The sequence below is a fragment of the Pseudomonas putida genome (assembly GCA_041879295.1).
Classification (GTDB): Bacteria; Pseudomonadota; Gammaproteobacteria; order Pseudomonadales; family Pseudomonadaceae; genus Aquipseudomonas; species Aquipseudomonas putida_Y.
Genome location: CP047152.1, coordinates 4,174,682 through 4,187,927, shown reverse-complemented (window position 1 = coordinate 4,187,927; position 13,246 = coordinate 4,174,682). Strand labels below are relative to the sequence as shown.

The following is a 13,246-nucleotide window of genomic DNA, read 5'->3' as shown; positions in this document are numbered from 1 at the left end:
AGGCAGTAATGCCAGCAGCGTGTCCCCTTCGTCTAGTGGCCTAGGACACCGCCCTTTCACGGCGGTAACAGGGGTTCGAGTCCCCTAGGGGACGCCAATGCGGGAATAGCTCAGTTGGTAGAGCACGACCTTGCCAAGGTCGGGGTCGCGAGTTCGAGTCTCGTTTCCCGCTCCAGTTTCTCCGGCACTGCTTAACGGCGGGGCAGGAAAAGAAAATCCAGGCTGAATCGTGAGGTTCATGTTCTGGTGCACTGAAAAGTGTTGTGTGTCCCCTTCGTCTAGTGGCCTAGGACACCGCCCTTTCACGGCGGTAACAGGGGTTCGAGTCCCCTAGGGGACGCCAAATGCGGGAATAGCTCAGTTGGTAGAGCACGACCTTGCCAAGGTCGGGGTCGCGAGTTCGAGTCTCGTTTCCCGCTCCAGTTTAAATACTGTGGCGTCTATGCGGTGCAGTGGTGGTGAAGGTCGTCAAGGCGCTTCACGCCAAAAGCGGTAAAGTTTCACAATGCGGGAATAGCTCAGTTGGTAGAGCACGACCTTGCCAAGGTCGGGGTCGCGAGTTCGAGTCTCGTTTCCCGCTCCAAACGTAAGATAAAAAAGGGACCTCAGGTCCCTTTTTTTTCGTCTCGATTTCACCCCGATACAACCCTGTGCTAAAGCCCCTTGTTCAGGGGCTTGCACTGTTCAACGGTAGTGAACGGTGAAGTTCAGCGCGCCAGCGGCCACGCCAGGTGTCACCCGGGCCTCGGTCTGCACGTAGCGGGCATTGAAATGCAGCACGGTTTGGCCAATATCCAGTTCCTTGATCAACTGCTCGGACTGCAGGGGCATCGGTGTAGTGTTGTCGCTGTGCAGTATCTGGATGCCGACGCCGTCGGCGCTGCCTGATCCCGGGAGTATGCTGAACACGCCTTCGGTGGGGTCGATGGGGACTGAGCCTTGGCTGGTATCCAGCATCAGATGGATATCCGCACGCTTGGTACCCGGGGCACTGCTGTCCACGCAGTTGTTGAGGGTGATCTGGAATGGAACGGAATTTAGGGGCGTGCCGACCCCCTTGAAGTCATCGATGCTGTATTCCCCCATGTTCACAAGGCCGGGATTCACCTGGTTTCCTGCCAGGGAGCACTGCGCGCGGGTGATGGTGGCCTGGACCTTGTAATCCATGACTTTGCCTAAGTCATGGATGAAACCATGAAACACCTCCACGTCGACCTCTTGCGGCCCAGGGTCGATATCGCCAATCTTGATGAAGCTGGCCTTGCCGCGGATTGCGTCCAGTGGCAGGCTAAACGAGGTCGGCTTGGTCATGGTCCCTGTGTAGGGGATGCCAGTGCCTGCGTCGGGCGTGAAGGTGTTGTCGGCACTGCCATTGAAGGGGAAGCCAAGATCGATGGCAACGCCCACGCCCTTGATGTTGGTCTGCATCACCATGCCATCCACGTTCTTGTTGCCCATGAGGGGCAGGCTGCCGACGAACGGTGGTGCGCTGTTGGGCAGCCTGGCAGTGACTGGGGTGGCAGCGTTATAGAAGCAGGTCAAGGTCGCCCCTTGGTCATTTTTAGCGTATAGACTGGCCTCGCCGATGAGCGTCCCGACGGGTGCATCGCGCGGGATCGAAAAACTGACCTTCTGGTTTTTGAAGGTCATGTAGGTTGCGCTGCCGGCGCCCCAGCTGCAGTTGGCCTGCGCGCTGGTCGCCGCCAGCCAGGGCATGAGGTTGCAGAGGGTTAAGGCAAGCAGGCGCAGGCGGCGGGTGTGGGGCGGGGTCATTAGGCGTGTTCCTGTGAGTCGTCGGCAGATGCCGGTTTGGTGTCGTCAACCGATACGGGCAGGCATTGCAGCGTTTGCATGCGGAAGCCATCGAGCAGTGGCAGGTTCTGCGGGTTCACCGCAACCTGGCAGTGTTGATTACCGTCGTCCTGCCAGCGTACCGTCAGGTGTTGCGGACCTTGCTGGGTGCTTGCCAGCAGGGTTTGCCCAGCCTGGCCGACCACGGCCAGTGACTTGCCTTGCTCATCGCTGACGTCGGCGCCGAACGGCAGTGGGCGGCCGTCGGGGTGTTGCAGCGTGAGCACCATGCGCACCACCCGGCGTGCGTCGAAGCGGGCCTTGACCACTGCACCTCGGCGTGGAACCACTTGCTGGCTGCCATTTTCGATGACCACTTCGGGGGGCAGTTGGTCGGTGTCGAGTACCAGTGAATTGACCCGATAGGGGCGCAGGTATGGGACCAGCAGGTATCCATCGGCATCTGTCCGTGTCGAAGTGGCATTCTGCATGCCGAGATCGGCGACGTCGGGTACGTGTACAAGCGCCGTGGTCTCCCCCATGTAGCTGCCGAAGGTGATGCCGTCGGCATGGGCCAGCATCGAGCCACTGGCGTTCAGCGACAGGGTGCGATAGTTGCTGCCCTCGCTGTAACCTACGCCATAACTGGCCTTGCTGCCCTGGTAGGCAAGCGATAGGTTGCCGCTCTTGCGGTTGTTCTGGTCGTTGGCCAGCGCCGCATAGTAACTGAGGCGGTCATCCAGCAAACCGCCTTGCAGGCTGGCGCGCTCGCTATACTGGCCGTTGACGCGTTGCAGGTCGAAACGGGTGGTCTGCCGGCGGCCGAAGTCCAGTGGCAGGCTCAGGCTCAGCCCGAACATCCTGCTGTCGGTATTGCGTTCGCTCAGTGATTGCGAAGCGAAGAGATTGACCCCGAGGTCACCCAGGCGTGTGTTGTACTGCAGCTGGAACTGACGACGCTGGTAGTCGCTGCGCCAGTAGTCTTCTTGCGACAGGGTCAGGCTCAGCGAGCTGCTTTGGCCCATGGTCTGGTATGCCGAGGCTTCCAGGCGGCTGCGCCGGCTACCGGCAAACCGCGAAGCGCTATTGCGTTGCAGGACGGCTTCGTCAAAGTCGCGGTAGCCCTCGGTGGAGTAGCGGTAGCCGGCAAAGCGCAGGCTGGTGCGGGTCTGGAAACTTTTGCCATAGCGCAGGGCAACGCTGTGCCCCTGCACTTGCCCCAGCGAACCACCCAGGTCGGTGCTCGCCTGGGTGACGTCCAGCGACAACGCACCCAGGTCAGCGAAGTCGCGGGCCGCCCCCAGTGCGTAGGCGCGATAGTAGTCACTGGCCAGCAGGCCGCCATAAAGCGTGCTGTTCCAGGTGCCGCCGCGGGCCAGGGTGGTTTGCCAGAACCCTGGCTTGTCGAGGTGTTCGGCACCGTTGTAGCGGCCAGCGGTGCCCGTATAGCGCCACACCCCTTCGCGTAGCAGGCTCCCCAGCGATGAATAGGGCTGGATGAAGCGGCTGACCTGCCCATCGCTTTCGGTCACCACCACCTCCAGCTCACCGTGACCGGCACCGACGCTGAGGTCGTCGATGGCATACGGTCCCGGGGCTACATAGCTGGAATAGATCGGGAAGCCGTTGCGCAGCACTTCGATCTTCGCCCGAGTTTGTGCAACACCGCGGATGACCGGAGCATATTGCTGCAGGGTATCGGAGAGCATCTCCTGGTCGGAGGCCAGGCGCACGCCAGAAAAAGCAAAGCTGCGAAACACATCGCTGCCGGTAAAGGTTTCGCCCAGGGTGAGGTTCGCGCGCAGGCCGGGCAGGTCACGCTGGGCGTAGGTGTCGCTGCGGCTCCATTGCCGTGTACCGTCATCGCCCTGGCGCAGTGCCTGTTGGCTGCGCAGGCGCCAGGCACCCAGGTTGATCCCACTGTTCAGGTAGAGGTCTTGGCTGCTTGTGTTGCGCCCTTCGCGCAGGCTGCTGTGCTGGGCCGATACCTGATAGTTGACGAACGCTGCATTGATGCCCGCGTCCCAGCGCTCTTGCGGCACGTTGCCCGAGCGGTCCTGGCGCAGGGCAACCTGTGGGATCGACAACGACAGGCGCAGCTGCGCCGGGTCGAAGTCGACACTGGCCTGCGGGATCAGGGTTGCCAGGTCGACACAGCTATCATCCTCGGGCAGGGCTGTCTCAAGCGCTTGCTCGCGCAGGTCCAGGGCACGCAACACGTCGTCGGTCAGGCAGGGTTGCAGGCCACTACCATTGGCAGCGGCATGGAACTCCAGCTCCCGCTCTTCGATGGGGGCAAGGTTTACCAGCAGGGCAACGCGATAGCGCCCTGCTGGTAGCGGGGTATGTGCAGCCAGGCTCTGCAGCGCCACTGCCCCGGCATCCGTCGCCTGGCCGGGGGGCTGGCGCATGAAGCCTGCCTGGAACGTGACAGGTGAGGTTTCGGCAAGCGTGGAGGTGGCGGGTGCCAAGGTCACAAAGGCACCCAGCAGTGGCGAAAGCGGGGCAAGGCGTAGGCGTGATGGCAGGTGCCTGCGCCGATCGAGTCGAGGCATTGGGGGGTCCTGAGCTGCGCTACCGGTCAGTGCCAAGGCAGTACCGGTGGGGTGGCTGTGTTGTGAAGCGAGCAGCGGCGCAGGGGTGCTTCAAAAGACGGTGTACGCCGAGTTCGAGGGCGCTAGGTTAGGCGGGGCGGGGGTGAGGTAATGTAGGAAGAGTCTTCAGTGTCTGGCGGAGTAATCAGCGTGAGCGAGGGGTACTGCATTGTGGGAAGGTTCCCGCTGCGTTGCGCAGCGGGAACCTGGTTGGGGTCACTAGTAGCTGTTTACTTTCACTACATACCCTAGCCCCAAACCGTTGCTCTTCTTCAATACGAGTTCGTCGCCAACACCCAATATCGTGAAGTCTGGGTATGCGATAGGGGGCGGAGATGTCGCCCCATTACCGTTTTGAAGCACTTGAGACTCCTGAGAGAGGTTTTCTGAGGACGCGTAGGTCGAGGGAGGGCTCGAGGTGGGGTTATTACGGGGGAGCGTAGGTGAATTCGGAGGAGTTTCCGAAGGGTTAACCACCGACCTGTTAGAATTTGTTCTGGTTAAGATCCTTGGGCTGTTACTTCCTCTGGTAGCCATTGTCGAGGCTCGGGAGAGCGAACCCCCACCGGCAGAAGATGGGTTTGCCACTGGTGAGAGCTTGCCCCCATGTTTGATGATACCTGCGTTCATCTCGCCAATGTTTTTGAGCGCTGCGCTTATTCCACTCGTTCTGGCGGCAGCCGCTTTGGCCGCGTGGAGCGCCGCTCTGCTAGCCTTGATCCCGACCCCCGAAGCGAAACCGCCCGCAAAGGAGAGTCCAAAGAGTATGTATTGCAGGTTCTGGTCCTCTTCATTGTTGACGGCGATATAGATCTGTCCAAAGAACGCGATGCCGTTGGCGGTGACACCCGCGACCCCCAAGGCGAATTTAGGGGCTAAACTAAGACTCAATGGCGCTGACCACGGCATTAAGTATACTGAAGCGGCGAATATCACCCCGGCTATGGCCACGCCTATCCAAGCGCCCCAAGGCGCTTTGGGCTTCTCGGGCGGGTCGATATACGATGGTGGTACACGGTCAGGAGGGATGCCTTGGACACGGTGCCCGGTAGGGTCGCGCCAGTTCACCGGGTTGCCTAGGGCGTACAGGTAGGGATTGATGCCTGCTTCCTCTTGGCTTAGCGAGTCTGGGCTGTGGAAGCGCATCAGTCCTGGGTTGTACGCACGATAGCCGCTGCCGAGCAGATACCAGCCAAGCGCTTCTTCGCGGGCTTCGCCGTTGAACGCCAGCAGGGTGCGCATGCCGTTGTCGGCAGGGCGCTCGCCATAGACGCTGTAGTTGGCGTGGCGGGTACCCTGGGCATCGGTTTCGCTGACCACGCTACCGGCGATATCGCTGTGCAGCAGCCGTGTGGCCTCGGGGGCGGCCGGGTATTGCTGAACGCCCAGGGGCTGGATGCCGCTGTACAGGTATTGAGTCAGGACATCGTTTTCCAGCGTGCTGTCCAGCTGATGGCCCAGGAAACGGCGATGTACCTGGCGGCCGTCGGCATGCCGCGATGCCAGCAATTGATCATGCCCGTCGTACTGGTACTCCACCAGCGTGGTTTTGCCGTCGACATCGATGACCCGTTGCAAACGGCCAAGGGTGTCGTACTCAAGCTTGCGGCCAAGTTCGTCATTGAGCATGTTGCCTTGCTCGTCATAGGTGAACGTCTGCTCTTCGTCGAATGTCTGCTCCTCTTCGAATGCCTGCCATTCATCGTCGAAGGCCTGTTGGGCGGTGTAGCCCTCGAGCAGGCGATAGGCAACCTTTTCCAATTGGAAACTGCCATCCTCTTTGTAGGTAAAGTCGGCTCTCTCGCTGTTGCCATCGGCAAACTCGGTGGCGCGACGGGTTAGCCGGTCCAAATCGTCGAGGCGGAACAGCTGGACACTGATCTGGCGCCCTTTGGTGTCGCTGGGCAGGTCCTCGCCAGTGCAGGTGTACTGGACCAAGCGATCGAGTTCATCGTACTCGAAGGTTTCCTTGCGCACCTCCTTTGCGTCCCGAACCAGCGTACGGCTATAGAGCAAGTCATTGTCGTACCATTCCAGGCTCAACACTTGTTCTGCAGCGCCATTTACGGTCAGCGTGCGTGTTTTCTCACGGCCCAGGGCATCGTATGTCTGGGTGCACAGCACGCAGCGATCGGCATTCCCGCCGTCACGGGTTTCGGTGCTGCACAGCAAACCCTGGCTGTTGTACTTGAGAACACTGTGCAGCGCCCCTTGGCTGATGCTGTTTACGCGGCCCTCGGCGTCATAACCGTATTCGCACTCGTGGCCATCGGAGTGCTTGCGAGTGCGTATCCTGCCTTGAAGGGAGTGTTTGTAGTCACTGTGGTGTTGCTCTTTGCCCCCGACCATCCAGGTGTCTTTAGCCAGGTAGCCCTCCTGGGTGTATTCATACCCGTGTCGGCCATTGCCGTTGTCGGCGCTCGATATCTGCGCGGTGGTCTTGTCGTAGCCGAAGATGGCCTGCGTAGTGGAATGCCGTTGCCCTGGCACTTCGATACTGGCATCCAGCATGGTGGGTTGAGCCTTGAAGTTCAGATTGTCTACTTCGTGGTACTTGGTCGTGACGGTTTCGATGCAACCCTGTTGTTGGGTGACCTGTTCGGTCAGGAGATGAAAGCGGTTGAAGGTGCGTGTGACCGTTCGCAGCACTTGGTCGCCCAGGTAGTGGTGTGATGTGGACTGGTAGCGGAAGGTGGGATCAGAGGAGTCGTAGAGAATGTCTAGACCCGTGTCGGACCAGCTGACACCGGCACCATTGCCCAGGAAGTTGTTGTTGCTGAACTCGTAGGTGTTTTTCAGGTAAGTGGTATCGTCCAGTGGGTCGGGCTGAAGGATGTGTTCGGTGGCGTAGGGCAGGTATTTGTCTTTCACACCTGGAAACGCATGGCCGTCCACCTTGTACTTAACCGTTTCGATGCCACCGACGGGGCTTTCCAGGCGGGTCAGGTAGTACAGGCTATCGTTATCATAGGGGACGTAGTCAAACTGCCAGGCTGCTTTGTCCGGGCCCGGCAGGGACACACTTGTCAGGTGACCACCTTGCAGCCCCAAGGTAAACCGGGCATGAGCCTCGGTGCCCGGGTTTATATCTATAAGTACCTCGGCGTTGCCGGTGTAATCAATGCGCAGTAACACGCGCTTGCTGTCATCGCTGATCGATGTCAGGTGCGGCGTGGTCTTGTCTGGTGCGTAGTGCAGGTTGATGCCATGCCCTGACGGCGCCAGTACCCGTACCGGCACTGCCCAATCATAGTTGGCGTCGCGTGGTTCGAGGATTTCGGTCAGGCCCGACTTGTGCGCAATGCGAAAGCGTTTCTGTTCGCCCTCGCTGATATCGCTGAAGTGAAAACTTTCCAGCTTACGCTCCGCGATGACGGCAGCCTCCCCAGGACCATTGTTGTCGACCTTGAATCTTTCACCGCTGTGCAGGTTGAGCATGCCGCTGGAGACGGTAAAGCGTGTCAGTTTCAGGCTCCAGCCAGTACCGAACCCCGTCTTCTCGTTGTTCATCGGGTTGAAATTAAGCTGCAACGGCAGGTCGGGACCGCACAGGTTATTGGCGTTAAGTGTTGGCAGGTCGATGCTTAACGCATATTGGCCGGTGCGCGGGTCGACACTGCCTTGAACGAAACTTGAAAAGTTGAAGGCGTTGGAATGCACGGACATGACATTATTCTCGCGAAGTGGATGGGAGGCCAGGTTTTTTCGAAAGGGTGACCTCAATTTTTTTTAGTGTGTCGTTGCTCGCTGTACCGGTTTTTCCCATGACCACCACGCCCATCCCTTCCTTGATGAAGGCGTTGTTATCGTAAGTTCTCGCGTAATAGTAAATATCGTTCGGCTCCAGGCCGGCCGGGTGGTGAGTGGTCTTGAGTTTTAGTGACCAGTCATTGCCAGTCAATGTAATGACCGAGGCGGAAGGTATATCGGCGAATTGGATTTTGCGTGGCTTGGAAAGCGTTATGTTGAGTGTGAATGTTTCGCCATACTTTTCTGGGATGATTAATTCGTTAAAGGCTTGGTCCGGGTCGGTAACCATTATAACGCCCGACTGGAGGGGGCACTTTCAGTGTTCATGCTGGTCGTCTCATGTCAGCGTGTGGATCGGGTGTGCCGCAGCTGGAGTGCCCGCGACATCCATGAGCGAAAGTGATGCGCATAGGCCTCACGTATTCGCATACAGGCTAGGGGGGCTTTCTCTGGCGCGCACCTAGCAGTTTTACCAGTTGTTCGACCGATCCGAGCAGGGCTATAACTTTGCTGAAATATGTTGCTGGCAGACGAGGCCCAAGTGTTCCAGGGCGTAGCGTTCAGCTGGCACTCCTACAGTCGCCCATGCGATGGCGTCGACGTATTCGTCCTGTTCAAATTGGCAGGTTGATCAGCGATTGCGACGTTTCAGCGTAAAGGGTAATTAACCTGAGGTCGCTTGACATGAGTGGGCTGAAAGCTGCACCCGAGAAGCCGCATATCCCTGATTTGAATGAACGTGATGAGATAGATCTGGATAAATTGGGTGCCGATGCATTGGTCGTGCGTATTAAGTACACGGGTATGGATGACGCAGATACTGTAAGCCCACGCTGGATAGGGGCTAACCCGGGCGGTGATGCCTTCGATGATACAGGCGCGGGGTACCCGGTCGACCCGATAGATGGGGTCGAGGTAAAGATCGATAACGCAACTATCCGAGGCGCCGCTGGCGGATGGGCATTTCTGTCCTACACCGTATTCCCATCCGGCGGCAACCCGCTGGAGTCACTTCGGCAGTTTTGCTATGTGGGGGTGCGCCCGCAAGAGGGAGGCGAGACGCTAGCGGTGCTACAGGCGCTGCCCTCGCACGGCTTGGTCATTCAGCCCCGCAAGCTCCCCGTCGGTGGTGTGGTGACCGTGCTTGTCGCTCCCTACCAGGCCATGCAGCCGGGAGACAAAGTCCATCTCAAGGTGGTCGGCTACGACGAAGATGGGGATAAAGATGATGATTGGTCCAGGACGCTGGTAGTCGATGAAGACCATTTCGGCAAGAAAGCCCTCTCGGCCACCGTTCCCAAAAACTTTTTCAGCTTACTGGAAAAGGGCCATGCAGAGGGCTCTTACAGCATTGAATTGGTGAACGGCAGCAAGCTCGATTCGCCTGTCCAACGCTGGGAAATCGACTCGGGCGCGACTTTGCCCCAGCCCCTCGAAAAACCTGCCATCGATGGGCATGCGGAGGGCGAACCGCTGGAGCCGGCGAAGCTCCGCTCGGGCGTGACGATCCGGGTTCCGGTGTACCCTTCGATGGCGCCGTCTGACCGCGTTGTCATGCATTGGCGCAGCCCGGTGGGGGACCTGATCCAGTCGGTGCGTGTCGATCCCAGCACCATGGAGGCGGCCTCGATCCCTTTTCAGGTTTCTGGCGAAACCTTGGCGTCCAATGGGGGCACGACGGTGTGGTTGAGCTACCAATATGGCCGACCGGGCGAGAGCCTGAGTTCGAGCGAGTTGCAGGTAGAGATACTGCCAATGCGAGAGGCGCTGGTGGCGCCTGATATCAGGGGTGCCAACCCGGATGCAACGCCAGATTGGGGAACGATGGAGGCGCTGTCTGGTATTGACGGCGTATATGTTGTAGTGCCCACCGGCGTTGTCGCGCCTGGAGAACGCGTGCAGGTGCATTGGATGGGGCATTCCGAATGGGGCCAATACGTGGCCAAGGAGCCGGCGAGCACAGCCGACCCGCTGCGTTTTCTCATCCCGGCGCAGTATGTTGTGGCGAATATGGCGCGGGGTAACAAGGACGAATCCAGGCGTTTCAAGGTGTTTTACCGGGTGATCAACGAAGCCGATGAAGCTGATTATTTCGACTCGGTGGCCTACCACCTGCGAGTAGCGCCACTGCCACATGAACAGTTGCCGCAGATTATCTGCAAGGGTGTCGTTGGTAAAGAGCTGCCGCTCTCGAAAGTGCCTGAAGACGGTGCCGAGCTAGAGCTGGGAACTTGGCACTTCATTGCTGAAAAGCAACTACTGACCTTGTCGATCGTCGGCGTGACGGCAGAGGGCGAGCAGGAATACGTGTTTCACGATGCTATCGAAGTCTCCTCAGGGGAAGTCGAGGCCGGGGTGAAGGCGAAGTTACCCAAGGACATATTGAAGCGGCTCATCGTGGATCAGGGATTCACGTTGTATCCACGGCTCAGCTATGACGGTGGAATTTACTATACGCCCTTTCGTGTTAATAGCTTGACGTTAGTCGACTAGTTCCAGGTTGTCGCGCATCAAGTGCTGGCGTTTTGTTTCCAGCGATGACGGGCGCTGAGTGATTTTAAGTGAAGTGCTGTCAGCAGGTTGTTTTGTTGTAACGCTGTGCGGGCACACTGCTGTGCAGTCTGTGATGCACCTTTCTTGTTTCTAGAGTTCAGAGGGTTAAATAAATGCCTAGGCCTACACTTGCTCAATATTTGAAATTCCTTGGAGAAAAGCCCCAGACGAAAGATTGGGGGGCTATACTGGTTTATGATCGTTTTAAGACCAACATGCTGTTGACCCAGGAGCACATTGAACGTTTCGACGGTAGCCATTGGCTAAAACCTATCAACCTGCGTGATCTAACTGAGACGGGTAGTTATATTGATCTGGCGGAGCTTACCTTCAGCAAACCCAGCTTGACCTTCGTCAACTCGAGCATTAGTAGCTCTGATGCGCGGTTGAGCATGCGTATGGTTGGCGGCACCATCAAGCATCTGCGCGAAAAGTCAGGCAGTGATACCTTGGAAGTGGTAAGCATCGCTCGGGTCGACCCACTGACCGCCCCGTCCGTGCGTATGAACATCTCTCTCAAAGAGAGCAACGGGGGCAACATTAATGACAAGGGCCGGGTAACACTGAACCTGGCCGAGGGTACAGCCTATACGTTCGAAGTTTCTGCATGGAAGGACTTGAACGATAAGGTGGGTAGCGCTATTCGGAAAGAGTTTCAAGGGAGGGAGGTGGAAGAGCAAGTATGGGAACTGAACACGCTCGCGCCAGTGGAAGGTGAATTGAAGCCGACTTCTTTCTCGGTTCGAACGCACTCACTGGCCAAGGCCGGCCAGGCGCTCGCGAGTACTGATCCGGCCGAACTTGAAGAGGGCGCGGTACTGGTTGGCGTGGCCTTCCATGGTGAGGCGGTCGGTGATTGGCCTGCGGGCGATGAAGGTTTTCCGTATTTACTGCCATTGCCAGCGCCGGGCAGTGAACACGACTCTTACACGTTAAACTTGATCATAAGTAATGACAGCTGGGTCAAGCATGTGCTCTCCAAGCTGTGGAGAAGTGTGCCCGAGATCACGGACCCGGAACCGGTGTTCGTACAAGAGGGTGCTTTCTGTGTAGGAATTGACTTTAGTTCCACGGTCAATTTCAGTTACCCAGGTGATCGCGAGGATTTTGACGAAGATAGCTGGGTGCGCTGGCAGCGTTATGACGCATTTGCTTTGACAGAGAATGACAAAAGTTTAAGGTTTCGCTTGGTCGCAAACAACAAAATTATTTTTCAGTGGGCTCCGGTTGCAGACGTTACATTCGAGGCTTATTTCCTTTGGACCGAGGTTTGGTGGACCGCTGAGCGGCGTGCGCGGTACAAGCTTTTGTGCACGAAAGAGTTTGATATTGACCTTGCAAATGATGGTAGAGTGATTTTCAAAGCCGGTTCTGAGACGTCGAAGGTCGTTGATATCGAGAATCTGGATGGTTATAACTGGGGGATCGGTCCATTTGAAAAATATATCATACAGGACACCGCCCCAGTCGTGTTGGAAAGCGTAGTTGCGAGTTTCAAGACGATCTGGACGGCTGTGAATAACGCATCGGTTTCGCTGGACGTTTTGCGTTTGAATGGGTTGTTGTTCCGTAGCAATCAGGTCGCTGAACCCCAGCTTGTGCGAACCCCGGGCGACCTGTCGTTGCTGGGTACCCTGGCACCGAAGTTCACCGCCTTTGCCATTGAACCTCTAGAGGCATCGATTGGGGCCGGTACAAGTCAGGACTTCGCCCTGACGACACCACCCAACGGCCCAGTTACCTGGACTGTCAAGCCCGTGCCAGGCTCAGAGGGTGAAATAGGCTCTATCAAGGATGGCACCTATACCGCGCCGACGCGGGACAAGATCACAGGTGCCTCGAAGCAGGTCATCGTCGAGGCCCAATCAGGCGACAGTATCAGTCGGGCATTGGTGACAGTCGTCGCTAGAAAAGTCTCGGCCTATCCGCTTCTACAGGTCGCCCATTATTCGCCGGAGCCTCCGACGAAACCCCGCACTTACCTGCTGATAGGTGGCAGCTTGGATGAACAGTTGCAGTGGAGCATGGGGGGCGGTGCCAAAGGCGCCTTGCGTGAGCCAAACGCCGACGACGATAACCTTGAGATTCCCCCGGGTGCGAACGCGCGCATTTATGAGGCACCGACCCATCAACCGGGTGCTGCGAACACGATTGGGCGCGTGTTGCAACTGGACACTGTGCGGGTATCCGCTGGGGGGGAGACGGACGTCTTCGATATCCTCATAGCGTGGTTCCCTGTCACTGGCGTGCTCAAGGCTACGCAGCCGGAAGAAGGAAAGCTGGCGCTGGAGCTTTGGACTCCAGGGGGAATGATGGACCCTGAGCTAATCCCGCCTGATGCGGTCGATTGGTACACGGTAAGGGGGGCGGGCAATATTGATGAAAAAACGGGTGTTTATACAATCAACGAAAAGGACAGCGATTACGTCATTCTTGCAGCGATTGAAAAGACTAGGCCCAATACCTGGGATTACGTCGTGCTTCCATTACCCTACGACCCGGATTACATCGAGAAGCTGAAGCAAGTCAAGCAAAACACCGGTGCGAAGGGGGCTTGA

At 57.8% G+C, this 13,246-nt stretch carries 5 protein-coding genes, 5 tRNA genes and 1 pseudogene; 7 read left to right on the top strand and 4 right to left on the bottom strand.

What is annotated here, in order from left to right:
- Nucleotides 1-21 precede the first annotated feature (21 nt).
- The 5 genes from GST84_19180 (at nucleotide 22) to GST84_19160 (ending at nucleotide 583) form a co-directional block, all read left to right on the top strand.
- Nucleotides 22-97 (top strand) — tRNA-Glu (locus GST84_19180).
- Nucleotides 98-99: 2 nt separating this feature from the next.
- Nucleotides 100-175 (top strand) — tRNA-Gly (locus GST84_19175).
- A gap of 92 nt (nucleotides 176-267) precedes the next feature.
- A tRNA-Glu gene (locus GST84_19170) sits at nucleotides 268-343 on the top strand.
- A gap of 3 nt (nucleotides 344-346) precedes the next feature.
- Nucleotides 347-422, top strand: a tRNA-Gly gene (locus tag GST84_19165).
- Between the two features lie 85 nt (nucleotides 423-507).
- Nucleotides 508-583 (top strand) — tRNA-Gly (locus tag GST84_19160).
- 101 nt (nucleotides 584-684) lie between these two features.
- On the opposite strand, the gene GST84_19155 is transcribed toward GST84_19160, so the two are convergent.
- The 4 genes and pseudogenes from GST84_19155 to GST84_19140 all read right to left on the bottom strand — a co-directional run bounded on the left by GST84_19155 (nucleotide 685) and on the right by GST84_19140 (nucleotide 8,424).
- Nucleotides 685-1,773, bottom strand: coding sequence for a fimbrial protein (locus GST84_19155; GenBank protein ID XGB14325.1), 1,089 nt, complete (start codon nucleotides 1,771-1,773; stop codon nucleotides 685-687).
- The gene (locus GST84_19150; protein ID XGB14324.1) at nucleotides 1,773-4,346 is read right to left on the bottom strand and encodes a fimbria/pilus outer membrane usher protein; all 2,574 of its coding nucleotides are present in this window, start codon (nucleotides 4,344-4,346) and stop codon (nucleotides 1,773-1,775) included. The genes GST84_19155 and GST84_19150 overlap by 1 nt, the downstream gene beginning before the upstream one ends.
- Nucleotides 4,347-4,796: 450 nt before the next feature.
- Nucleotides 4,797-8,051, bottom strand: a pseudogene (locus GST84_19145) (sugar-binding protein).
- A 4-nt stretch (nucleotides 8,052-8,055) separates the two neighbouring features.
- On the bottom strand, nucleotides 8,056-8,424 hold the full coding sequence (locus GST84_19140; protein XGB14323.1) for a hypothetical protein: 369 nt from the start codon (nucleotides 8,422-8,424) through the stop codon (nucleotides 8,056-8,058).
- 395 nt (nucleotides 8,425-8,819) lie between these two features.
- Here GST84_19140 and GST84_19135 point away from each other — a divergent pair, with 395 nt between their 5' ends.
- Both GST84_19135 and GST84_19130 read left to right on the top strand, forming a co-directional pair.
- Entirely contained in the window at nucleotides 8,820-10,628 is a 1,809-nt protein-coding gene (locus GST84_19135; protein ID XGB14322.1) for a hypothetical protein, read from the top strand.
- A gap of 173 nt (nucleotides 10,629-10,801) precedes the next feature.
- Entirely contained in the window at nucleotides 10,802-13,246 is a 2,445-nt protein-coding gene (locus tag GST84_19130; protein XGB14321.1) for a hypothetical protein, read from the top strand.